This window comes from Bacillus sp. TH19, assembly GCF_016651075.1.
GTDB classification, from domain to species: domain Bacteria; phylum Bacillota; class Bacilli; order Bacillales; family Bacillaceae_G; genus Bacillus_A; species Bacillus_A mycoides.
This window is the reverse complement of record NZ_JAEKEO010000001.1, coordinates 138,107-160,183: the sequence shown is the minus strand read 5'-3', so window position 1 is coordinate 160,183 and position 22,077 is coordinate 138,107. Positions and strand designations below refer to the sequence as shown.

At 31.7% G+C, this 22,077-nt stretch carries 26 protein-coding genes and 4 pseudogenes; 16 read left to right on the top strand and 14 right to left on the bottom strand.

The window, feature by feature from the left end:
• The first annotated feature begins 79 nt into the window (after nt 1-79).
• On the top strand, nt 80-493 hold the full coding sequence (locus JFU54_RS00820; protein WP_137057965.1) for a hypothetical protein: 414 nt from the start codon (nt 80-82) through the stop codon (nt 491-493).
• A 464-nt stretch (nt 494-957) separates the two neighbouring features.
• On the opposite strand, the gene hfq is transcribed toward JFU54_RS00820, so the two are convergent.
• From hfq to JFU54_RS00805, 3 genes are all read right to left on the bottom strand, one after another.
• Complete coding sequence (gene hfq, locus JFU54_RS00815; protein WP_078205191.1) at nt 958-1,143, bottom strand: RNA chaperone Hfq; 186 nt, start codon at nt 1,141-1,143, stop codon at nt 958-960.
• 141 nt (nt 1,144-1,284) lie between these two features.
• On the bottom strand, nt 1,285-1,425 hold the full coding sequence (locus tag JFU54_RS00810; RefSeq protein WP_170972660.1) for a hypothetical protein: 141 nt from the start codon (nt 1,423-1,425) through the stop codon (nt 1,285-1,287).
• Nucleotides 1,422-2,516, bottom strand: a complete 1,095-nt coding sequence (locus JFU54_RS00805; RefSeq protein WP_201063455.1) for a response regulator aspartate phosphatase — start codon at nt 2,514-2,516, stop codon at nt 1,422-1,424. The genes JFU54_RS00810 and JFU54_RS00805 overlap by 4 nt, the downstream gene beginning before the upstream one ends.
• A gap of 195 nt (nt 2,517-2,711) precedes the next feature.
• Here JFU54_RS00805 and JFU54_RS00800 point away from each other — a divergent pair, with 195 nt between their 5' ends.
• Both JFU54_RS00800 and JFU54_RS00795 read left to right on the top strand, forming a co-directional pair.
• Nucleotides 2,712-3,161: a helix-turn-helix domain-containing protein gene (locus JFU54_RS00800; protein WP_078205189.1), complete on the top strand. Its 450-nt coding sequence runs from the start codon at nt 2,712-2,714 to the stop codon at nt 3,159-3,161.
• Between the two features lie 203 nt (nt 3,162-3,364).
• On the top strand, nt 3,365-3,589 hold the full coding sequence (locus JFU54_RS00795; RefSeq protein ID WP_078205188.1) for a hypothetical protein: 225 nt from the start codon (nt 3,365-3,367) through the stop codon (nt 3,587-3,589).
• A 235-nt stretch (nt 3,590-3,824) separates the two neighbouring features.
• Here the strand turns inward: JFU54_RS00795 and JFU54_RS00790 are convergent, their stop codons facing one another.
• The 4 genes from JFU54_RS00790 to JFU54_RS00775 all read right to left on the bottom strand — a co-directional run bounded on the left by JFU54_RS00790 (nt 3,825) and on the right by JFU54_RS00775 (nt 5,863).
• Nucleotides 3,825-4,106, bottom strand: coding sequence for a hypothetical protein (locus JFU54_RS00790; protein ID WP_201063453.1), 282 nt, complete (start codon nt 4,104-4,106; stop codon nt 3,825-3,827).
• 404 nt (nt 4,107-4,510) lie between these two features.
• Nucleotides 4,511-4,843 carry a hypothetical protein gene (locus JFU54_RS00785; RefSeq protein WP_016097133.1) on the bottom strand — a complete coding sequence of 111 codons (333 nt, stop codon included), beginning with the start codon at nt 4,841-4,843 and terminating at the stop codon, nt 4,511-4,513.
• 129 nt (nt 4,844-4,972) lie between these two features.
• Nucleotides 4,973-5,272 (bottom strand): hypothetical protein, encoded by a 300-nt coding sequence (locus JFU54_RS00780; RefSeq protein WP_201063451.1) that lies wholly within the window; start codon nt 5,270-5,272, stop codon nt 4,973-4,975.
• Nucleotides 5,273-5,410: 138 nt separating this feature from the next.
• Nucleotides 5,411-5,863 carry a CBO0543 family protein gene (locus JFU54_RS00775; protein ID WP_078205186.1) on the bottom strand — a complete coding sequence of 151 codons (453 nt, stop codon included), beginning with the start codon at nt 5,861-5,863 and terminating at the stop codon, nt 5,411-5,413.
• A gap of 450 nt (nt 5,864-6,313) precedes the next feature.
• Here JFU54_RS00775 and JFU54_RS00770 point away from each other — a divergent pair, with 450 nt between their 5' ends.
• The 9 genes and pseudogenes from JFU54_RS00770 to JFU54_RS00730 form a co-directional block, all read left to right on the top strand.
• Complete coding sequence (locus tag JFU54_RS00770; RefSeq protein ID WP_201038189.1) at nt 6,314-6,922, top strand: recombinase family protein; 609 nt, start codon at nt 6,314-6,316, stop codon at nt 6,920-6,922.
• 8 nt (nt 6,923-6,930) lie between these two features.
• Nucleotides 6,931-7,897, top strand: a pseudogene (locus JFU54_RS00765) (tyrosine-type recombinase/integrase).
• A gap of 166 nt (nt 7,898-8,063) precedes the next feature.
• Nucleotides 8,064-8,357: a hypothetical protein gene (locus tag JFU54_RS30175; RefSeq protein ID WP_307838303.1), complete on the top strand. Its 294-nt coding sequence runs from the start codon at nt 8,064-8,066 to the stop codon at nt 8,355-8,357.
• Nucleotides 8,358-8,687: 330 nt separating this feature from the next.
• Entirely contained in the window at nt 8,688-8,873 is a 186-nt protein-coding gene (locus JFU54_RS29600) for a hypothetical protein (protein WP_242488123.1), read from the top strand.
• Between the two features lie 2,120 nt (nt 8,874-10,993).
• Nucleotides 10,994-11,137 (top strand): hypothetical protein, encoded by a 144-nt coding sequence (locus JFU54_RS00750; RefSeq protein ID WP_201063449.1) that lies wholly within the window; start codon nt 10,994-10,996, stop codon nt 11,135-11,137.
• A gap of 184 nt (nt 11,138-11,321) precedes the next feature.
• On the top strand, nt 11,322-11,486 hold the full coding sequence (locus JFU54_RS00745) for a hypothetical protein (protein WP_002187337.1): 165 nt from the start codon (nt 11,322-11,324) through the stop codon (nt 11,484-11,486).
• Nucleotides 11,487-11,959: 473 nt separating this feature from the next.
• Nucleotides 11,960-12,118, top strand: coding sequence for a hypothetical protein (locus JFU54_RS29595; protein WP_242311614.1), 159 nt, complete (start codon nt 11,960-11,962; stop codon nt 12,116-12,118).
• 96 nt (nt 12,119-12,214) lie between these two features.
• Entirely contained in the window at nt 12,215-12,364 is a 150-nt protein-coding gene (locus tag JFU54_RS00735) for a hypothetical protein (protein ID WP_201063658.1), read from the top strand.
• A gap of 13 nt (nt 12,365-12,377) precedes the next feature.
• Nucleotides 12,378-12,629: pseudogene (locus JFU54_RS00730) on the top strand (siphovirus Gp157 family protein); the annotation flags it as partial.
• A gap of 24 nt (nt 12,630-12,653) precedes the next feature.
• Here JFU54_RS00730 and JFU54_RS29590 read toward each other — a convergent pair.
• Both JFU54_RS29590 and JFU54_RS29585 read right to left on the bottom strand, forming a co-directional pair.
• Nucleotides 12,654-13,151, bottom strand: a complete 498-nt coding sequence (locus JFU54_RS29590; RefSeq protein WP_252195580.1) for a WYL domain-containing protein — start codon at nt 13,149-13,151, stop codon at nt 12,654-12,656.
• Between the two features lie 98 nt (nt 13,152-13,249).
• Nucleotides 13,250-13,612, bottom strand: coding sequence for a helix-turn-helix transcriptional regulator (locus JFU54_RS29585; protein ID WP_215559711.1), 363 nt, complete (start codon nt 13,610-13,612; stop codon nt 13,250-13,252).
• A gap of 80 nt (nt 13,613-13,692) precedes the next feature.
• Here JFU54_RS29585 and JFU54_RS00720 point away from each other — a divergent pair.
• Nucleotides 13,693-14,203, top strand: a pseudogene (locus tag JFU54_RS00720) (ClbS/DfsB family four-helix bundle protein).
• A gap of 143 nt (nt 14,204-14,346) precedes the next feature.
• On the opposite strand, the gene JFU54_RS30005 reads toward JFU54_RS00720, so the two are convergent.
• Nucleotides 14,347-14,472 carry a hypothetical protein gene (locus JFU54_RS30005; protein ID WP_277956394.1) on the bottom strand — a complete coding sequence of 42 codons (126 nt, stop codon included), beginning with the start codon at nt 14,470-14,472 and terminating at the stop codon, nt 14,347-14,349.
• A complete protein-coding gene (locus JFU54_RS00715) occupies nt 14,457-15,314 on the bottom strand; it encodes a glycine betaine ABC transporter substrate-binding protein (protein ID WP_201063447.1) in 858 nt (285 codons plus the stop codon). The genes JFU54_RS30005 and JFU54_RS00715 overlap by 16 nt, the downstream gene beginning before the upstream one ends.
• Nucleotides 15,315-15,560: 246 nt before the next feature.
• Here JFU54_RS00715 and JFU54_RS00710 point away from each other — a divergent pair, with 246 nt between their 5' ends.
• A complete protein-coding gene (locus JFU54_RS00710; protein ID WP_002169658.1) occupies nt 15,561-16,766 on the top strand; it encodes a quaternary amine ABC transporter ATP-binding protein in 1,206 nt (401 codons plus the stop codon).
• Nucleotides 16,759-17,589, top strand: a complete 831-nt coding sequence (locus tag JFU54_RS00705) for an ABC transporter permease (protein ID WP_002169659.1) — start codon at nt 16,759-16,761, stop codon at nt 17,587-17,589. The genes JFU54_RS00710 and JFU54_RS00705 overlap by 8 nt, the downstream gene beginning before the upstream one ends.
• 919 nt (nt 17,590-18,508) lie before the next feature.
• Here JFU54_RS00705 and JFU54_RS00695 read toward each other — a convergent pair.
• The 3 genes and pseudogenes from JFU54_RS00695 to JFU54_RS00685 form a co-directional block, all read right to left on the bottom strand.
• Nucleotides 18,509-18,885 (bottom strand): annotated as a pseudogene (locus JFU54_RS00695) (hypothetical protein).
• Between the two features lie 460 nt (nt 18,886-19,345).
• Nucleotides 19,346-19,645: a hypothetical protein gene (locus JFU54_RS00690; protein ID WP_002204046.1), complete on the bottom strand. Its 300-nt coding sequence runs from the start codon at nt 19,643-19,645 to the stop codon at nt 19,346-19,348.
• Between the two features lie 356 nt (nt 19,646-20,001).
• A complete protein-coding gene (locus JFU54_RS00685) occupies nt 20,002-20,487 on the bottom strand; it encodes a GNAT family N-acetyltransferase (protein ID WP_078205173.1) in 486 nt (161 codons plus the stop codon).
• A 488-nt stretch (nt 20,488-20,975) separates the two neighbouring features.
• On the opposite strand from JFU54_RS00685, the gene JFU54_RS00680 reads away from it, so the two are divergent.
• Complete coding sequence (locus JFU54_RS00680) at nt 20,976-21,884, top strand: acyl-ACP desaturase (RefSeq protein ID WP_201038186.1); 909 nt, start codon at nt 20,976-20,978, stop codon at nt 21,882-21,884.
• Nucleotides 21,885-22,077 lie beyond the last annotated feature (193 nt).

Below are 22,077 nucleotides of genomic sequence, written 5' to 3'. Positions count from 1 at the left end.
TAAACGGTGACTGGGGATACAAACAAGAGTGTGATCAAGTACTGGTAGAATTTATCAAACAAAATGAGGTGACTGTAACTTGAGAGAAATTGCGAAAAAAGTACAAATGATACGTTTACAAGAGGAGCATTTTGGTCGTAAGGCAGACGCAGAACAGTATTCTGCCAAGCAATGTAAAATAGAAAGAGAGAGTATTAAATTAGAAAAAAATATAGTTAAAAAACGAACTCAAAAATTTCAAACGACAGAAGAAAAATGGGACACAAAATGTAAAAAAGCAGTACAATTATTTAATAAAGGAGAGGAATATCCAACTATTGCAAAAATACTGAGGTGCAATGTGAGTAGTTTGTATAGAGAACTTAAGAAACGGGGCGCATTACAAATACCAAAGCAGGTAGCAGCATCTAAATCATTAAAATCACCCATAACATCAACACAAACAAAAAAAACGAATTTCGAACGATATAAAGAATATTATATGTACAAATAGAAGAATTCATGGCTATAAATCTATACCTGATTCTTTAGTATTAATAAGCTCAGATTATACAGGATACAATGAAAAAATGCATATTTAGCAGCAAATCTTCTTACAGTATTTATAGAACATCTGCAAATGTTAAAATAAGAATAATTTGTCTAAAGTAAAAGAATCCCCATGTCATAAAGGATTCTTTTAGAAGGGATTAGAGAGCTGTCGTTACTTGTCTCATATCCATTTTACGCACAATAGTAAGAAAATTCAATCTTATTTTATGTTTCTCAATATATTTTGTTCATTTTTATATTCTAATATAGATAATTCTTTTTATTTATGTATTTCTCTCTACATATCTTCTTGGAGTGAATCCTTATACTAAGGATTCTTTTTTTATTGCTTCATATATTAATATAATTTAAATAAAGTTCTAAAATGTAGTATATTAATAATGAAATGCTGGGGTTCATGATAGTTTATACAGCAACTGTTGAAATCGCCTGCTTATAAAGGAATTGTTGTTTTCCATTGCTGGAGATCAGCACTGAAAATTTATCCACTGCAATAATGATTCCAGGTATTCTAACTCCGTTGATTAGAAAAATATTTACTACTCTTTTTTCTTCAATTAATTTTTTATAAAAATTTTCTTGTGAATACATTAATAGCCTCCTCATCTCTATAAATATTCTAATTTTTTAAAATTCTTTTTAGGAATGTAATGGTGTAATTATAACATTTTTATGGAGATTCTTATAAAATATAAAAGCCCTCACAATGAAGTGAAGACCTTCGTTTATTTATCATCCGCCAGTATGGCCGTGAGCATATTGTACGATTTTATCCTCGCTAAGAGCTTTCTGTGTATCAGTTACATTGCTAGCGTTAAACATAAACGTGAATACAGCTGTTAATCCAATTAAGCTAAATATTATTTTTTTCATTTTAAAGCCTCCTTTTCAAAGTTTTGTTCTTCTGCTTGATGGCTAAGATAAAAATAATCACTTGCTTTTGAGCGGTTATTTTCTTGATGGAATAAAACTGCTAATTTTTTAGCGTATTCTTGCACATATTCATGTAGCTCTTCTCTATTAAAATAAGAAATTCCTGCTTTAATTGTCTTTTCTAATTCGTCAGCAGTGACTTGTTGATTTAATTTTTCTAAAATTAAAAAGTGATGTTCATACTCTTCATTTTTAAGTTCTCTACAAATTTCCAATCCTCTATCTATAAGGTTAGAAGTTTCTTCGTATTCGCCAATTTTCATATGCTCCCTAGCTTTGATAAAGATCGCTTTATAATCTTTAGGGAGTTCTTGTGTAACTTCAGATAGATAGCGTATTGCTAATTCCGATAAATTTTGGCTAGAATACATTAAACCTAAGTTGTGACGTACAAACGTAATGTATTTTTCTTCGCCAGATTTTTTAAATGTATTAATAGCTGTAATAAAGTGTTCTTCAGCTTCCTCAAATTGTTTTAAATTCGTACAAGCCAATCCAATTAAATTATCACATAATCCAATAGTAGTCTCATATCCTGCATGCTTTTTGAAGATCTCCTTTGCTTTGGTAGATTCTTTGATTGCTGCAAGAGGCTTATAGATATGGTAATGAAAAGTTGATAGTTTGAAATAAAATTCAGCGTGTTCAATTTCATCCGGAATATGGTTTAATAGTACTTCGGCCTTGTTATAATGTTCCCTTGCACTTGTGAAATTACCTGTAATATTCGAATGAATAGCTTTAAAGAAATAGTAGTAGTATTGTAAAAACTGATCTGCAGGTACATCCAATGAATCCACTTTATCAAAGCTTTCTTTCCCGATACTTAAACTATCAATCATATATTGATGACGAAAATCTAGTAGAGAATAGTATAAAAGTAGATTTTGGTCTTCCTCAATGCTATGTATTTTTTGGTCAATCTCAAGTTTTAATTTATGCGCCTCTCCTATGTGTCTGGCACGAATCTCTATATACCAGTCATTTAACATTTTGGTAACTTGCTCATTCCCCTTTACTGAAACAATCATTATATATTCCCCCATCCTATAGAAGTAACTTAATGCTATTTATTACCATCATAGCAAACTAGAAGCATTATTTGAGTGATTTTAAACTATTTTTCAACAAAATTCAGAAAAAATAGTTAACTTATAGCAATTTTCTTTATATTAATACTTTCATCTATACCAATTCATGTTTGCGTGAAAGGAGAGTGCTTAGAAATGAAAGCAGAACGAATTTTTGAGGGTACTAGTGAAGATGGAGTATGGAATAAGGCTATATTCAAGGTGAAAGAAGGTATCTATTATTATGTATCTGAGAATAGTACGATTGAGGTAACTGGACATGAATTTCTAGATGTATGCACATTAGAAGAAGTACACCAGGGAGATGATCATAATTTGGTTGCTGTAAAAGGGGATGAAAGAGACCTTTTACAACAGTTAGAGCTGGATGGTTTTAATTGTGAAGACGTTGAATGGGGAGACCTTAATCTATTGGATAACGAAATTCTAAGTAGTAAGGATGCAATAGAAGAATGGGAAATTGAAGCATCTACATTACGCAAAAGAATAAATGATTTTCCAAAAGGTTCAATTCGTAAAATTGGTACAACATTTGCTGTGACTAGATTTGGGATGCGCTGTGTCTTCGGTTCAAATAATCGATAAGAAAAATAAGATAAGGGAGTGGCTATCAATGAAGAATCACATCAGGAGTTCTAATGGGCAATTACTGCAAACCAATAAGACATGATCGCACCTAAAACAAAAGCAGCGTGAAATCATATTTCACTGATGATGTCCGCTAATACTTAACGTAAGTTTTGGTTCCATTGCTACACATACCCCCTGCTTCTCAAGAAACTGAGAAATTGAAAATTCAAGCTGAGAATGAGAAGTTAAAAGCGGAAAATAAGAAGATCGAAGCTGAAGGTAATGCTGAAAAAGCTCGTATCGAGGCTCAAGGTCAAGCTGATGCAAACCATAAAGTTCAACAATCACTAACTCCTGAAGTACTTGAAAAGATGGAGAAAGAAGCTAGAATCAAACATGGCTGGGTTGAAGTTAATGGTGGCTCGGTAATCACACAAAAATAATAGAAAGAAGACACTCAAACGAGTGTCTTCTTTCTTATTTATAAACATCCACGTATAAATCAAATCCAACTCTAACCCCATTAGAAGATTTATTTTCTGCTAGAATTTTATAGTATTTAGGTATTGTTCCCCCAGACATGTCAAATTGAACATTATACCAAGTGCCATGCTGCTTATATTCTGAACTTAATCTTATAGTTTTTACAGTTTTATTAGTTGCTGTATCTACTAAATGTTATGCAATATCTGGAGAACCACCATTAGCTGTAGACTCTTGCCATCCATGTATCGTAACTTTCTTATTACTCTCTAAATAGAATTTTCCTATTGCTTCATAAGGTTGAGATCCACTAGCGATATACTTGTCCACCGGTCCATTGAAAGTTTGAAGAGTGTTTACTGCCATAGTTTGTACGTTGTATGTTTTATCTAATGCTGGTTGAGATTGATTTGAAGTTTCTTGGGCGCTTGCTAGAGTGCCTTCGCCTAATAGCATAGAAGCTGCGAGTACAGACATGATAGTTTTTTTTATTATTTCATTCCTCCTGATACGGTTTTTTGATAGTTCTTATGAACTTCATATTTACTGTACATTAATACTGTATATTTGTATACACGGTTAAAGATATGTTAACAAAATAGTCATAATATTTAGATTTTAAATATTTCTCAACTTTTTTCTTATTGACATAAATTAAATAGAATCTAAATGTGAGTTAAATTAACTACTTAATCGGAGGTAATTTAATGTTAGAAATCACAAAAGTACAATTAGGGGTACAGACACACCGCTATCAAGCTAAGAAAAGGAAATACCCCCAAGTATCGAACTTTCTAAACAAGCTAAACAGAAAGGTTCACCAAAGTAATATACAAAAAAGGGACTAAGAAATATTTCTTAGTCCTTTTTTTGTATATTACTTATTGAACCATAGCAGATACGATTACAGTAAATTCAGACGTAGCATTTTTAGGGTTGGCAATATAAAGAGATCTTTTAGATACGACACTTGTTCGATTGCCACTTAATACACCAGAGAAATGAGTAGGATCTGTTGCAGCGGACTTATCTTCCATTACATTAAAACTAATAAAATCCGGATCTCCCCCACCTTCAATCTCCCATTTTAAATATTTTGTTCCTGCAGGAAGATTTTCAGTACTAAAGTTGCCACTGGAACGATTTTTCTGTCCTGGTTGTGGTCCTTTACTCGATCTTACTCTTGCAATCTCTACTGTCGCTTTTGTTTCCATATCCATTCCCCTTTTCATAATAAAGATATATTTTAGTCAGGTTACTACAGCAACCTAACTAAAATATACAATTTGTAGAAAAAAATGGGTATTGAGAAATATTGAGACTTCTTTATTAATTCAAATTCTTTATTCATAAATTAAAGCATATATTTTTATTCCAACTAATGATGTAGCATTCCTAACATTATCAATGTACATTTCTTTTTTTTGTACTACTTCAGTTCGATTTCCGTGTAAAATATCGCTAAAAATAAGGTCATCCATGTCCCGAAATTTATCTTCCATTACATCAAAAAGAATATGATCTAAATCCCCACCACCAGCTAGTTCCCATTTCAAAAACCTTGTGCCTTCGGGTAAAATTGCAGTGCTAAATAACTGACCTGGATATGTAATTGTTATTAATTGTTTCCTTTTTATCTTCATTTCCATACCCCCTTTTTCATTAAGCATCATTTACTAAAATATATATTTTTTAGAGGTAATTAGGTATTGATAAATTTTACATAATAGCCGTTATCGACAATCAAAAACATTCGAATTCTATTATGTTGCCTTCAGGATTTAGCTAATGACTTGTAACTTTCTTAAATAGAGGTAATACCAGTACACCCACATATAAGGGATGATATAGGAGAAAAATGTCCAAACAATATTCCAGCCGTTACCATATACGACTTTCCCGCTTAAAACTAATGTCATTTCAAGAAGAGTAGTAAATAGCGATATGAAAAAGACCATCAAGTAAGGTCTTTTGGTTTTCTTTATAAAGAATATCAAGTAACTTGCCAAAATCGGATAAACTCCTATATTGAAAGATAAGCCAGACAAAGTTTTTTGATTAAGGAAAGGAGCAATTCTCCAAAAACCACAATAAAAGCCGAATTCATTTACAACAAAAGCAACAACACAAAAAAATGAACCAATCAGAGGTATAATCCTTCTCTCTTTTTTGTAAAGATGAAAAATTCCAACAGCCCAAGGTAACATAAATGCAATTAGAATATTAAATAGCATTTTGACTCTACCTTCCTTTCCTTATAACCATCTTCACCTTACTCCTTATAATTTAAACTAAAAAAGTTTTCCGAACCAACGCAATATGATAATTACAATCCACTGAGGTATGATTAAATTATAAGACTGCTTAATTCTAATTTTGTTTTCAAAAATATATCCCATATACAAATCTAATTTACATAACCAATCATTATCGGTATCCAATATATTTAGGAATCTAAAAGAATCCCTTCAGAAAACCCTTAGATGTTTCACAGTTCCAAAAGGTTATACTTATGGGTTTTTTTATTTTCATATATCTAAAGATAAAAAGAATCCTTGATACGTCTGTAAAGTGTTTCAAAAGGTTTAAAAACATATTTTTGAAGTACTAAATAATTAATGAGACCTTTTGAAGTATTTTTTTTATAATTTCAATAGAAACAATTTTGAAGGGATGTCTATTTTTTGAATACAAGAAAATTCGGATATATAAGAGTCAGTAGCAAAGATCAAAATGAAGATCGCCAGATTGAAGCAATGAAACAACTCATCACTGACGAACGAGATATTTTTGTCGATAAGCAGAGCGGAAGAGACTTTAACCGTGAACAATACCAACTTGTAAAACGCATGTTAAGAAAAGATGATATTTTATATATTCACTCCTTAGATCGTTTCGGAAGAAATAAAGAAGCTATCCTTCAGGAATGGAAAGATATTACCCAAAATATACAAGCTCATATTGTCGTATTAGATATGCCACTTTTAGATACAACTCAATATAAAGATAGTTTAGGAACTCTTATTACTGATTTGGTACTTCAAATCTTATCGTGGCTTGCTGAAGAAGAACGGACAAAAATAAAAACTCGCCAACGTGAAGGCATTGAAGCTGCAAAGAAAAAGGGAAAGAATTTAGGGAGACCCACAACCGAGATAACCCAAGAATTCATTGATTCTTATAATCAATGGAAAGAAGGGAAGGTCACAGCGCTATACGCCATGAAAAGATGCAATATGACTAGTCCTACATTTTACAGAGTGGTCAAAAGATATGAAAATAGGGAGGTATAAAAATCAATATCTTTACAAGAGAACTCCAAAATACAATACAAGGATTTTCAGCTTATTTATTTAACAAAGGAAGAAAACCCTCTACAATCAAGCGCTATATATACGATGTGGAAAGTTTTATTCAATGGCTGCACCAATCAAAAAGGTTTACTGAAAATAATCTTTTTGAATCACTCCATAAAAAAGATTTCGAAGCTTTTTTTAATTATTTAAAAGAAGTTCGTCCATACTCTGATAAAACTATACACGGCATATATATTGTCTTAAATAGATTGTACGAATACTTAGATTTACCAAGTCCAATTGAAGGAATTATTCATATAAATCCACCTGATCGGGCATTACGCAGTCAGGATTTTGTTTCTTTCCAAGAAGAGAATCGTCTAAAAGAAGTTATCTCCTTCATTAGAAGGACTGACTGAAAAACAACGATCAACACGCCCAATGATCTTAGAACGGAACATTTCTATCGTTAAGTTGCTTCTGGACTATGGATTATCTTTAAAAGAGCTTGTGTCTTTACGAATGTACCACGTTCATTTCGAAAGTAATACGTTATCTATTGCTGAAGACTCAAAAATAAATCGTACAATCCATTTGAAAGAAGAGGACAAATTACATTTATATAATTACTATAAAACTATTCCTGAACCTGTTCGCCCAAAATACCACAGCAGCGATCCATTATTTATTGCTTTTGACTTTACTCGTGGGACATACCATTGGAGCTATGACGATAATGCACCAAAGTTTCTAACTGAAATCTCGGTACAAAAAATGATCCGTTTAGAAGTGAAACGTGCTAATCTTCGAAAGGGAATTTCTGCCCAACACTTTCGGAACTTCTTTGTTTTAAGGGAAATCAAACAGAAAAACACCCCTGAACAAATCATGCAGCAGATTGGATTTAAATCTCACTTATCCTTAAAAAGATATTACAATTACTATAAGAAAACTACAGCGAATACAGATTAGAAACAATCTCTTAATATGTAATTTATATATATCTACAGATTTACAATGAAAAAGATAAGAATTAAGCTTTTTTTACTACCGTTAACGGTGATTATGTGAACTTCACATCAGATTGGTATTTAATTTTTATAAGTTGATTGAACATCTAAAAGGAGTATGGGGTATTTTGAGAAAAACTAAACTGAGAAACTATGTGAAATTATTCTTTCTCTACTTAATTATAATTTTAATATATGTCCTATTGTTTGATTACAGTAAAGTGTATATTAAGGCAAAAATAAATAACGAATTTTTATATCAATTGTATATATTAATAGGACGTATTAGTATGGGTTTGGGAATATATTTTATTCCAGATAAGCTAGGTATTAAGATTAAATTCAGATTTAAATTTCTTATAGCAGTTATCGCAATGATAACTACTATAATTTCTCTTGGTATAGTCGGTTTAATGGAATAGCTTTGATAACTTCATATTTTATTATTAAGTGGCTTGATAAAAAGTTAACGTTTAGCAAAATCTATATTTCTACAAATAATTGCACTTCTGCTAGGTGGGGTTATATTAACTGATGTAGACATCCTCACTTGAATTCCACAATATGGTATAATTTAGTTGTGAAGTTAAAAGGGGTGTGGTATGGAAGACGTATATGGGGTCACTATATCAAAAAAAGAAAATTGTAAGTTTAGGCGCAATTTAGACATAAATTAATCTAGTAAACCTTCCAAACCAAAAAACATTCATCAAGTCGGGAGCATAAAAACATTAAGTAGCTAGGGTGATAATATGCATATTTGGACACTGACGAATTGGCAGAAACATTATAATCTTGAAGAGAAGAGTCACCGTACTGGATTACAGTTGAAATTTGATAAAGATGTTGATCCTGAAATAAGAAGAGCAATTAAAGAATTTTGTAAATGGTTGCGACAAGAATATTTTTCCCAATTAGAGTGCCTATATATACATTAAATCTGTATATAAAATTAAAACAATGTAAGGAGAGTTAGTTTATGGAATATTCTTCGAGCCATTTGATCGAAATGATGAACCGTATATTCGCATTTCAACAGGGGATTATTATGATACGTTAGAGAAAAATGGAAAAGATAACGCATTAGGATTTTATCTGGTTACTATTGCGCATGAGTTGACGCATTATTTCCAATGGATTAATGGTATAAATTTAACCGCAATTGGATATGAAAGGCAATCTACTACCTATTCAGAATATATTATTGATGAATATAAAGAAACGAGAGAGCACCCTTAATAATCTCCTTAATTAATAAAATCGGTTTTGATGCAAAAATTTAGGATAAAAACATAGATTTAATGTATTACACAAAAGGTTAAAAACCAGTAAAAATCTGTCCAAACTGTGTCTAAACGTACAATTTTCTTTTTTTGATATGGTTACCCCTAATATGTGAGCACCTATTGGAATTGTAGCTGGGCTTGCTGGTCTAGTCGTAACCGGAGCCTTTACATACGTAACATATCTAAATAGACAAGCGCAAAAGAAAATAAATCAAGCCGCTACAATTATTGAGCGATCTAAATCCATTACTACCATAGCTCAAGAAAAAATCGATGAATTATTAGAAAAACAAATAGAACTTAATGAATTATCTACCTCACTTGCTACAAATCAAAAAGCAGATATAACTCTTAAAAATATAAATATCAAATTAGATTTTATCAAAAAAGGTCTGTTAACTTTACATTCTGAAATACACGGGACGTTTTTAAACGAACCTACAGAACTTCAAGAAAAATATGACATGTTTAAAAATAGCTATAATCGTTTAGGAAATACCCATACAAATTTATCCTTAAACTGTAATACAAAGATAATAAAAGGTAGGGTTATAAACATACAAGATATAGAAAATAGTAAAACTTTAGAACATGAATGCACAGAACTAAGACTAGAAATCAATGATTATCTAGAAAAACTTCCCGAAAATGACTAATTAACAAAATATAGATTTGAATCATATTTCTCAATGGACAATATAAATTAATGTGGTAAAATATTATTCGGATGAAAATCCAAATGCATATTATTAAAATTAAAGTGGTTATCAAGTCGGAGGAAGGCACCTTAGGGTGTCTTTTCTTTATGCAATTTAGAAGCTTGGAAAAGGGTATGTAATAATGCATATTAAGTCGATTGAATATTATGATATACTTTCAAAGTGTGATACATAATTTCTTTAGATTGGAAAACTAAACCTTATCTACCCAATTGTGGGGGACGCCTTATGGCGTCTTTTTTTTTCAAAAGGACCTGCTCAATTAATCCCTAAAAACATAAAGTAAAATGAATCCGTTAAAATACATAAGTGACCCCTTCTAGGGGGCATTTCTTTTTATTAGCTTGATAGCGATGTGGCAAGCACCCTATAAAAGGATAAGATGGGGCGCTGTATGCGATGAAAGTCGCACGTACAGTGCTAAGCGGGGGAAAAGATGGAGATAACTTCAAAGTCTTACCTATCGCAACTAGTTTAGCTGTAGTTTGACAAAAAAGGACCTGCTATAAATAGCAGGCCCTTTCCTAAAATGGCAAAGAGTAACTCTTACCTTACTCTTCTCTAAATATAATATATCACTTTAATTAATAACGCGATATATTGATTTAAAATTTTTTATGTATTTAAAAAAATGAGAATATGCCCTAGTGCGGCGCACGACTAGGGCATAAAAGTTAGTTGGTAAATATCTTCATAATTAATACTAACACATTATTTATATGCAATATAAATAAATTATAATATTCAAATACATTGCAATGAATTTTTATGAAACCTTCATTTTGGACTAAAGGAGGATGAATATGCGTATCAAATAGTAATCACCGTTAGTATTTTAAATAAAGCTGAATTAGAAAATAGTGTTCTTAAGTTAAATATCTTGAGAACACTATTTTTTTAGAGCTACTATTGTCATCACTATAAAGTAGTATACAATCTTTAAAACAAAAAGGGCTTAATCAAACATAGAAATTTCATTTTGGGGGCAACTTGTTCTGTTAGGTTGATGGGCATGTATGGTGACCCCTAATAGATAAATAAGGTGGTAAGGCAATGGATAAACAGCAGCGAGATAAAGAAGAACGAGAAAACATCATCATAATGATACGAGATTTAAAGGCTAGAGGAGTACATAACAGCGCGGAAGCTATTGTAAATCATCATGGATACATCGTTTTAGCGGAGTTAATTAAATAGAAGAGCCCCGAGCAAAGGGATGTTGAGGGATTCGGGGCTCTCTAATATGAGTTGTACCGAGAATGAAGGGACTCGGTAAAGTTATATTATCATAATTTTCAAAAATAAAAAGTGGTAAATGTGTCCAATTGAAAAGCCCTTAGAAGAGTATATCACTCTAGCTAAATAGAGAGGGGAATGGGAATTGAATCTAGAGAGTTTTGGTCAACAGCTAATAATTACTGGTCTTGCGAGATTAGTTGAGGAAGAAGATTATACGCCACATGAAGCATTTCAACTGTTAGAAACGATTAAAAGAAATACGTTCCATACGCTTTTAGAACTAAAAAAAGAGTCTAAAGCTAAATAAAAAATGAGCCATGAGTGTGAAACACAACGGCTCATTTTATAAGGGTAAGGTCGAATTGGCGACCTTACAAACTTATAATACCACAAATTCACAAATATAGACAAGTCTCATACTGTATGAATATTCAGTAATCTAATGGTATCTCCCACCTAGCAAATGGGTTCCTGGATATTCCGATGCGCGAAGCATCAGAAAGGAGTGAGAATAATGTATCCGCTAGCTAAAAACTAGCATAATAAAAAGCCCGTACAGAAGCACAGGCCGGTTGTAACACAACGGTAATTATATTTTAACAGAATAGTTAGAAATTATCAAAACAAAATAAAAAAACGACTTACCCCTAAGACGGTTTGGATATTAAAAATGAAAAAACGCCCAGTTGGGAGACAGGGCGTTTCTCGAAAAGTCGAAAGATTAAGATGCCTTCATTATATCACATCGACTTTTCGTAGTAAATAAGGAGGAATGTGGAAATGAAAGTTTTAACAAATCAAACCTTGTATCAACGTGATCATTGCGGAAAACGCCTACTTACAAAACACGGCGCAAAAGTCCATGAAGAACAATATTGCTCAGTGGTTCTAGAAAGGAAAAAAAAGAAAAACAAGCTAAATGCAAGCACAAAAACATAGATACGCATTATGGATACATCCCTGGTGAAGCAGTTATGGAACCGCAGTATGACTATTGTGTAGATTGCGGGAAAACAATCGGATGGGGTGAAAGATGTGGTTGAAATTAAAGATAAACATGTAGAACGTGCAGTCGAAACTTTAAAGCAAATGTCTGATAAAGAACAAGACAGTGTGAAAAAGATAGATCTTGACTATGTAATCACAGTTTTAACAAATAAACCACATGGCGAAATGCCGTTCTAGGAGGAAATAAACTATGAAACTTTATGACTTAACAAATAATTACCGCGAACTACAAATGATGATTGAGGATGGCGTAGATCCATCAGCATTGGAAGATACATTACAAGCAATTGAAGAAAGCATTCAAGATAAGGCGCAAAATATCGCTCTATTAATCCGCAACCTTGAAGCAGATACAGAAGCTATCAAGTTAGAAGAAAAACGATTAGCAGACCGTAGAAGAGCGGTAGAAAACAACTGTAAGAGCTTAAATAAGGAATGTTATTTTATTTTGTGCGAGTTTGACCTACTATTTTGTATGTGATCTACTTTCTATCTTATAACAATCCGCCAATATATCTTTTAAATATTCCTTATATTTGGAGCATAGCATTTCTGGAGAAATGATTTTAATTTCTTTACCGAAAGACAAAAAATACTGAACTAGAAAATCTATCTCCTTTTCTCCAAAAGTCCCAATAATGTATTTATTTTCTTCTTCTTGAAGAGATATGTTATCGTAAATGCGTTTATAGAACTGTTCGAACCCTTTATCACTAACTTTGACTTTAAAAGAAAAAGGGCGTTGTGTATTTAATTGTTTTCTAAATAAAGAACTAATTGTCTCTTCAGTAAAAGGAATGCTTTCTTTATCTTTATACTTTACGGATTGAATATAGTCACAACGAAAATTTCGAAATTCATTTTTGTCTAAATCCCAACTAAAGCAATACCAATTTCCATCCGTAATTAATAATCTTAGGGGCTGAATGACTCTTTGATTGTTGCCATAGCGACAATAACTGATTTCTATTACCTTTTTATTGAATATTACAGAGAAAAGTTCTCCTAAAAAGGGAGACTCTTTTTTTGATTTGTTCCTACAAATTGGATGACTTGATCCGCCTATTGAACCATTTCTTTTTGCTTCTTTGGCAGTATAGCTAATAGTTTTTCTTTAATTTCTTTGTAGTCTTTATCAAATGGAGTTTTTAACAATGTTTTTAATAGTTGTAGCGAAAAGAATATAGAATGTAATTCATTATTACTAAAATAAATTGGTGGTAGAAGTTGATTTTCTAACATGTGATATTCACCATGACTTCCCTTTTCAGAATAAAGAGGAACACCTAGTTCTTCTAAGGAAGAAATGTCTCGTAAGGCGGTACTTCTAGAAATATCGAATTCTCCAATCAAGTCGTTAAGGTTAAAATTCTTTTTTGAATTGATATAGATCATTTCTTGAATGAGTCGCTCGTCTTTTTTCATAAAAAGCTCCTAATGGTATCATGTTTTGATACTATTCTATCATATACTGAAGGTATCAAAAATAAAGGTGTGAAAGTATTATGAAACAGTACTCTAATGCTGAAGAATTAATTGAATCAATCGATAAAGCCTATAAGAAATTTATTGAAGAATTTAAGGTGATTCCTGAAGAGTTGAGAGATAAACATATCTCTGAAGTGGATAAATCTCCTTCTGAAATACTTTCTTATCAATTGGGGTGGATCAACTTGTTGTTATCGTGGGAAAAAGACGAACAATGTGGACTTGACGTACAAACGCCCACTCCAGACTACAAATGGAATAACTTAGGTAAACTTTATCAATCTTTTTATGAGCAGTACGGTGTTTTAACCTTAAAACAGCAGGAGGAAGAATTGACAAAGTTAGTTCGAAAGTTAGTCGATTGGATAAATCATCTTTCTGAAAAAGAATTATTCCAATCAGAACAAAGAAAATGGGCCACAACAAAAGCAATGTGGCCTGTTTGGAAAATGGGTGCATATCAATACAGTTGCTCCATTTATGAATTTCAGAACTAAAATTCGCAAATGGAAAAAAATAGTTTTATAAGTAATTTAAGAAAAGTAAGTATCCAGAAAGTTAGACAAAAGACAATAAAGTCCATTTCTTATACACTAAAAGAAATGGACTTTATTTATTTGAATTTTCTTAGTGTACGAAATTCGCGCTTTGTTGAAGGAACCTCATCGCTATCAAGCTAATACAAAGAAAGAGAAATGATTATATGAAAGCATCACTTCTCTTTCTTTGTATTTACGAGTGGCTCCAAAAAGAAGGAATGGTTGACGTACCCCATAAATGATTACTTTTTCATCCATGTATCTACTAATTTTTTATTCTTTTTTATCCATTTTTCAGCGGCCTGTTCAGGGTCATTCGATTCATTAATCATGGTCATCAACGTTCCGAGTTGCTCATCGGTCATGTTCCAGTTATCAAAATACTTTATAAGCTCTGGATAATCTTTTTCAAATCCTTTACGAACAGAGTAATAAATATCATCTTTTTCTCCATACACCTTTTTAGGATCTTTTAAATATTTAAGATCAAACTCTGAAAAAGCCCAATGTGGATTCCATAATGTTACTGCAATGGGTTTCTTTTGACTATATGCTTTTTTTAATTCACTCATCATAGCGGCTTCTGAAGATTGAACAAGATTTAGCTCTATCCCATATTTGTGTATCGCTTTATCTGTTAAGCCCATTAAACTGCTACCAGGTTCAATACCAATGATTTTATTGTTAAATTTATCCTTATTTGCATTCAAATCCTCAATACTATTGATATCTGTCATGTATGAAGGAACAACTAAACCAAGACCAGTACCTTTATACCACGCTGACTTTATTACAACATCATCCTTATATTTTTCATATAATGGCTTATCAGTAATTGGTAGCCAGACCTCTAAGTTGGCGTCCACATCTCCTCGTGCTACCCCGGTCCAAACGGCTGCCTTTTCTAAATATAACAATTCAACTTTATAACCTTTTTCCTCAAGTAATACTTTCCACATATTTGCGGTAGCTATGTTTTCTTTCCAACTCGTTACACCAATTTTAATTTTTCCCTTTGCATTACTGTTCGCGCCACTACAAGAAGTAGTAATTATGCTAATTAATAATAGTATGCACAGAAGCCATATTTTTTTCTTCATCAAGCTCCTCCTAGTCTCTATGATTAGATATTTCTTCTTTAACTAACGTAGAAAATTATTTCAGTAAAGCTAAATACTTTATAATTATAAATAAATATTTTATAATTATAACTATGAATAATATAAACTACTATTAATAGCTTAACAAAAAAATCAAAAAAAGTCTTTGATGAACTATTGTAATGTACTATTTGGTTTAGAAATAGTTACAGTATTTGTATAGAGTCAAAGAAAAGGAGTGAAAGAATGAAAGAAACGAAATTACGTGTTGAAAACGTTACAAAAGTATTTGGAAAGAATCCTTCTAAAGGAATCGCTTTACTAGAAGAGGGAAAAAGCAAAGCTGCTATATTAAAAGAAACTGGTATGAATATTGGCGTGAAGCAGGCAAAATTCGATGTTTATGCTGGTGAAATATTTGTCATTATGGGATTATCCGGTAGTGGGAAATCTACACTTGTTCGTATGTTAAATCAGTTAATCAAACCGACTTCTGGCCATATATATATTGATGGTGAAGATATCGCAACAATGGGAAAAGAATCTCTTCGAAAAGTAAGAAGAAACAAAATGAGTATGGTATTTCAAAAATTCGCCTTATTCCCTCATCGAACGGTTTTACAAAATGTTGCATATGGTTTAGAAATACAAAAAGTATCAAAAGAAGAACGAGAAACAAAAGCGTTAGAATCTCTAAAATTAGTAGGTTTAGAAAACAATAAAGATAGTTATCCGGAACAACTTAGTGGTGGTATGCAGCAGCGTGTTGGTATCGCAAGAGCACTGACAAATAATCCAGATGTCCTACTGATGGATGAATCATTTAGTGCGTTAGATCCGATTATTCGAAAAGAAATGCAAAATGAATTATTAGAACTGCAAGATAAAATGAAAAAAACGATTATTTTTATTACACACGATCTAGATGAAGCACTCCGAATTGGTGATCGTATTGCTTTAATGAAAGACGGAGAAATTGTTCAAATTGGAACACCAGAAGAAATTATGGTGAGCCCTGCAAATGAATTTGTAGAGCAATTTGTTGCTGATGTAAATTTAGGAAAAGTTTTAACCTCTGAATCCATTATGAAAAGACCGGAAACCTTATTAATTGATCGCGGTCCACGTGTTGCACTCCAAATCATGAAAAATGCTAGTGTTTCTAGCGTATATGTAGTGAATAAGAAACATGAGTTTTTAGGTGTCTTAACTGCTGATAATGCTAGTAAAGCTGTTAAAAGACAGGTTCCGATAGCGGATTTATTAGTAACAGACATTCCTCCTGTTTATTTAGATACTCTATTAGAAGAAATGTATATAAAAATGGTTAAGGCAAAGTTACCTCTTCCTGTTCTAGATGATAAACATAGATTACGAGGGATAATAAAGCGTGAAAGTATTATTCAAGCTTTAGCAGGAAATATAGAGGAAGAGGTGAATGATAATGAATAGTATTCCACGGATTCCTTTAGGAGAATGGGTTGATACACTTGTTACAAGTTTGTATCAGCATTTTGAAGGGTTTTTCAAAGGATTTTCTTTTATTATCGGAGGATTTGTTGATTTATTAACAAATCTATTAATATTTATCCCAGCCATTATTTTTATTACAATCACATGCCTATTAGTTTGGTACACCTCCCGTAAAACTTCACTGATAGTATTTTCTTTAATTGGATTTCTGTTTATCCTTAACGTTAACTATTGGGAACAGACCATGCAAACACTAGCGCTTGTCTTGACGTCTGTTATTATCTCTATCATTATAGGTATACCAATTGGGATTTTGGCATCTCAGAATGAAAGGTTTTCCAAATTTTTAAAACCAACTCTTGATTTTATGCAAACAATGCCTGCATTTGTTTATCTTATTCCGGCAATTACATTCTTTGGTGTTGGAGTAGTACCAGGTATTATTGCATCTGTTATTTTTGCAATGCCACCTACTATTCGCTTTACTGAGTTAGGGATTAGGCAAGTACCAGAAGATTTAATTGAAGCAGCTAATGCCTTTGGTTCAACATCGTCACAGAAACTATTCAAAGTACAGCTTCCACTTGCAACTGGAACAATCATGGCTGGTGTAAATCAGAGTATTATGCTTTCTCTATCAATGGTTGTCACTGCATCTCTTGTCGGTGCACCAGGTCTTGGCGTAGACGTTTATCGATCGGTTACACAAGTTAATATAGGTATGGGCTTTGAAGCAGGCCTTGCTATTGTAGTAATTGCAATTATTTTAGATCGAATTACACAAGGTTTTCATAAAAAATAATTATAATGTACATACTAAAAGTTATCATTTGAAACCGCTAGAAAGTTATTGCTTAAAGCTGGTGTAAGTAAGGTAATATTAGTTGGTATTATCCCTTTTAAGTAGACAGTGTAAAAAGACTACATTCTTAATGTGGAATGTTACACTATACTTGAAGGGATATTTTAATGGCAAAAAAAGAACAACATTTCAAAAATATGCAGAGACATTTAAAAGGAAAGAGAAAAAATATGGAGGATAAACCAAAATGAATGATTTTCATATATATGAAGAACAAGCGGATGTACTTAGAAATATTGCACACCCTGTCCGACTTCAATTACTTCAGGAACTGATACGAAGAGGTGGTTGTACTGTGACCGAACTATATCATATGTTGAAAATTCCCCAAGCCACTACTTCTTAACACCTTGCAAAATTGAAAAGAGCTCGTATTGTGAGAAGTATTAATCAAGGAACAGTGAAAACATATCAGGTATTTCATGAACAGATACATCCAATTATTAATATCTTAATGAATATGAGATAGACGAAGAGTAATTTCAATTTCTATTAATGTTTCATGAAGTACTGGATATCTAACCACATTAGTATGGCGAGGGTTTAGTTTTTCGGAAGTTGAGAATAGTCAGTCTAAATTCTTTCAATTTACTATATATTACATTTATGTAAGTATTGTTATAAGAGCATTTTTTAAAACTTTCCCCTAATAAAGTTTTGAAAGAGTTGTCTCAGTATTCTCCATGTTGTAAATATGCCAAGAAAAGAGAATCCATTTGGGTTCTCTTTTTCTTTTAAATTTGAGTCCTTAACCTCAAATTTAAAAGACGCATTAATAATTGTGATATTTTAACAGAAAAATCACCTTAACATACAGCAAATACAAAAAATACTGGATATAATATCCAGTATTTACTTATTATTGATTAATTGGATTTTCACAATATTTCTTTGCAATTGCACTTGCCATATCAATTGCCCTTTGTAGAGTAGCGTGTTTAGAACTAAAATCATAAGGCTCAAATCCAAATTCTTCATAAATTTCAAAGGAGATGCTTGTTACAAGTCTATACTTTGAAGGGATAGCTTCATTATCAATTGTTAAATGGAAATCATAACGATCATCAAAACATAATAGTTCAACTTTGAATGTATTATGTGTGCTTGCTTCGCGAAATTGATAATACTCAACTGGATATAAATAATCACCTTCATTTTTGTAGTTAAAGTCTTTAAAAAAAATCTTAATCAACGCCCCTCGTGTGTTTTTTTTGGGATATTCCCTATTTTTATCATAAACTCTTACCTATTACAAAGTACATAATTATTAGATTTATTATTTATAGGTGTTTCAAAAACGATGGTTTTTGATAAATGTAAAGTGAGAGAAATTTAACCCTTCTAAATCGCTTAACTACGTTATCAAAACTATTGTCAAAATCAAATTAACTTTAACGACCCTTTATGATAAAATCATCGTATAAAGGGTTGGTGAGAACAGTATTATATATATCGAGAAAAAATAAAAGACAACTCTAATTAAGAGCTGTCTTTTTGTGTAATAAATTTCACAAAATCTGAAGATATACAAACGACTATAATACGTTATGGTTATTATTATAACAAAAACGAATAGTATTTTGAATAAAAAATATTTGAATGAGTTTTTGAGCTTTTTGTTAACAATGTTCAAAAATAAACTTTTTGTAAAGGTTTTCTTTGAATATAATTATTTATTTTAAAAATATAATCATTTTTATTGTATTTCAATGGTTTTCTTATAAACCTTAGCTATATATTTAATAAAATCAATGACGGGATAGTGTATGAGTGAACGGTGCTGCGCAAATAGAATCCCTTCTTTTTCCATTTCAAAAATGAGTTGTTCCATTTTCAACTCTTTTTGTTGTATCTTATTAAAATTTTGGTATACAATGTTTTTCCATTGATAGGAGGAACCATGAAAATAACTCTCTCCTTTTACCCTGTGACTAAATATTATTTCTATTTTTTCTCTACGTTGTTTTTCCTTCATATGAGCTTCCGTTGACTGCATGTTTATCGCCTCTTCCCTTTGAGCTGTATACTGTTTCCAAAAATAAGGTCTAACTCATCATAGCTAATGTACAGTAATCTTGTTGGGAATTGTCGTTTAAGGTTATCTCATCAACTGTATTTGTTTTTCAAGCGCTTAATCTAATAAATTGGATCTTACGTCTAAATAAGTTGATAATGTGTATAAAATACTATCAATTTTTATTTAACAATAAATAGAAAAACTCCATTTTGAAAAAAGATTGATCAAAATGGAGTTTCTTTTATAGCTAGGTACGAGTTTTTTATAAAAAAGTTTGATTATTTTAATACTCCTTATTGTACTAACGCACCTGTAATAAATAGTTTCTCAACACATTAATGCTCCTTATGTCTTTTCAATGAAAATTCATAGCGCATTGTATGTCTTACATCTTTGAATCCTTGCTTTTCATATAAAGTAATAGCGCCAATATTTTCAGACAGTACATTTAACTCTAAGTAATCTAAATTTCGATTTTCAGCCCATTTTTTTGCTTCTAATAACAAAGCGGAACCAATTCCTTGATTTTGATATTTGGTTCCAACAATTATATCAGTAATAAAAGCGTATTTATGTTCAACCAAACACTTATAGGATGGTGTGATTAGTTCTTGATTAAGTAAAAAACCTACTGTACCGTTATCGATTTCAGCTATTAAAATATCCGAATCCTTTTCATTGATTGTCTTCCTGATAAACTCTACATCCTGCTTAGCAGGCTTTATATATTTCGGCTGAAAGTTTGACATTTTTAAAAAAAGTTCTTGATATAAAATTTCTATTTGATTAACTTCATCTAGCGTAGCTAACTTTATTTTCATATTATTCCTCCAAATAATTTTTAAAATTAGATAAGCTATATATACTCTTGGACTACATTATAACATGTTTCAAAATATTAAATTAACTATTCGGAATCTGATATTTAATGAGCTAATCTGTACCGTTAGTGAAATAAGAAATCCTATTAATTCTTAAAGCTAATAGGATTTCTTATCAATCTTTTTTAAAATTATCAAGCTTCATTTTAAAACCACAATAAAACGATTCTTTATAGGCATGCACCTTTTTACACTCACCAAGATTTAAAACATGACGAGTATCTTCATCCATGAATGTTATCCTCAGTATCCCTTTTTATATGAAAAAATCCTATAAAAACATAGCGCTCTTAAGGAGTTTTGTTACAAAATTATTATGTTGGACTTAAAAAAAGGAAAGTAATATTTATTTGTAGAAAATTTTTAAGGATAAAAATGAATGTAAAAATAGGATGATTATCTATGATAAGAAAAGGGGGCACTTATATATGCTAACAAATGATTTAGATTTCCGATTAGAACCACGTTTAAAAGAACTGTATGAACAACATAAAACAAGAGCGCAGAAGATAGACTGGGGTTATCATGAGTTTTTACCATGGGATAAGGGAATGGACTTTAAAAGAGTTCCTTGGGATGAAAGTCAAGTTACTCTTCCTTCTGGTGTAATTACGGCCATTGAAACAGCTTTATTAACAGAAGTGAATTTACCATGGTTTACAACGTATTTATCTGCGACTTTTAAAGGGTCCCTTTCTGTTATTACAGACTTTATTCATACTTGGACTTCAGAAGAGGATCAACATTCGAATTTATTGGAGACATATTTACTACTCACTCGAAGTGTGAACCCTAAACGATTACATGAATTAAGAAAGTCAGTCGTTGAGGGTGGATTTGAGCCCGATTTTCACACACCAATCGAAGCAATGACATATACGACGCTACAAGAACTTGCAACGATGGTGTTTTACAATAATGTAGCTAAGGTTGCAAGTAAGCACGATCCAGATCTTGCTACATTATTACGCCGTCTTGCAAAAGATGAAACTCTTCATTATGCGTTTTATCGAGACGTCATTCGAACACATTTGGAATTAGAACCTAATTATTGCTATCATATTGCCAATGTGATTAAGAATTTTAAAATGCCAGGTGCCGTCATGCCTGATTTTGAAAATAGAATGACTGTAATTGCAAAAGAAGCGAATTATGGACCACTACAATATTTTGATCAAGTACTTGATGTAGTGGTTGATTATTGGGGGTTAAAAGACTTACGACCCATTGCACCTTTAGCTGAAAAAGCAAGAATTGAGATTTTGGAGTACCACACAAGATTGAAAAAAATACGGGATCGATTTGGTCGTTTTCAAGGGAAAACGGATCTACGTTAATTAATCGATATTTTAGGATGTATATGGGCAAATTGACCGTCCCTTTATTGAGAATCTGACACACTCCCTATTGTTTTGGGGGTGTTTTTATTTGATTTAATTTTTAAAGAAAAAAGTAGTTGACAATAAATATAATTTTATGATATTATAAAATATTTGATAAAAAATAACATATATGTTAAGGTTAAGAAGG

Excerpts from the sequence above, each read along its gene's own strand:
- JFU54_RS00805 (WP_201063455.1), bottom strand. The coding sequence starts at position 2,516 with ATGATTGTTTCAGTAAAGGGGAATGAGCAAGTTACCAAAATGTTAAAT.
- hfq (WP_078205191.1), bottom strand. The coding sequence starts at position 1,143 with ATGTATTCACAAGAAAATTTTTATAAAAAATTAATTGAAGAAAAAAGA.
- JFU54_RS00705 (WP_002169659.1), top strand. The coding sequence starts at position 16,759 with ATGAATAGTATTCCACGGATTCCTTTAGGAGAATGGGTTGATACACTT.
- JFU54_RS00685 (WP_078205173.1), bottom strand. The coding sequence starts at position 20,487 with ATGAAAATAAAGTTAGCTACGCTAGATGAAGTTAATCAAATAGAAATT.
- JFU54_RS00775 (WP_078205186.1), bottom strand. The coding sequence starts at position 5,863 with ATGCTATTTAATATTCTAATTGCATTTATGTTACCTTGGGCTGTTGGA.
- JFU54_RS00810 (WP_170972660.1), bottom strand. The coding sequence starts at position 1,425 with ATGAAAAAAATAATATTTAGCTTAATTGGATTAACAGCTGTATTCACG.
- JFU54_RS29595 (WP_242311614.1), top strand. The coding sequence starts at position 11,960 with ATGAAAGTTTTAACAAATCAAACCTTGTATCAACGTGATCATTGCGGA.
- JFU54_RS29585 (WP_215559711.1), bottom strand. The coding sequence starts at position 13,612 with ATGAAAAAAGACGAGCGACTCATTCAAGAAATGATCTATATCAATTCA.
- JFU54_RS00800 (WP_078205189.1), top strand. The coding sequence starts at position 2,712 with ATGAAAGCAGAACGAATTTTTGAGGGTACTAGTGAAGATGGAGTATGG.
- JFU54_RS00690 (WP_002204046.1), bottom strand. The coding sequence starts at position 19,645 with ATGCAGTCAACGGAAGCTCATATGAAGGAAAAACAACGTAGAGAAAAA.
- JFU54_RS00710 (WP_002169658.1), top strand. The coding sequence starts at position 15,561 with ATGAAAGAAACGAAATTACGTGTTGAAAACGTTACAAAAGTATTTGGA.
- JFU54_RS00780 (WP_201063451.1), bottom strand. The coding sequence starts at position 5,272 with ATGAAGATAAAAAGGAAACAATTAATAACAATTACATATCCAGGTCAG.
- JFU54_RS00680 (WP_201038186.1), top strand. The coding sequence starts at position 20,976 with ATGCTAACAAATGATTTAGATTTCCGATTAGAACCACGTTTAAAAGAA.
- JFU54_RS00750 (WP_201063449.1), top strand. The coding sequence starts at position 10,994 with ATGGATAAACAGCAGCGAGATAAAGAAGAACGAGAAAACATCATCATA.
- JFU54_RS29600 (WP_242488123.1), top strand. The coding sequence starts at position 8,688 with ATGCATATTTGGACACTGACGAATTGGCAGAAACATTATAATCTTGAA.
- JFU54_RS00790 (WP_201063453.1), bottom strand. The coding sequence starts at position 4,106 with ATGTCTGTACTCGCAGCTTCTATGCTATTAGGCGAAGGCACTCTAGCA.
- JFU54_RS00715 (WP_201063447.1), bottom strand. The coding sequence starts at position 15,314 with ATGAAGAAAAAAATATGGCTTCTGTGCATACTATTATTAATTAGCATA.
- JFU54_RS00785 (WP_016097133.1), bottom strand. The coding sequence starts at position 4,843 with ATGGAAACAAAAGCGACAGTAGAGATTGCAAGAGTAAGATCGAGTAAA.
- JFU54_RS30005 (WP_277956394.1), bottom strand. The coding sequence starts at position 14,472 with ATGGATGAAAAAGTAATCATTTATGGGGTACGTCAACCATTCCTTCTT.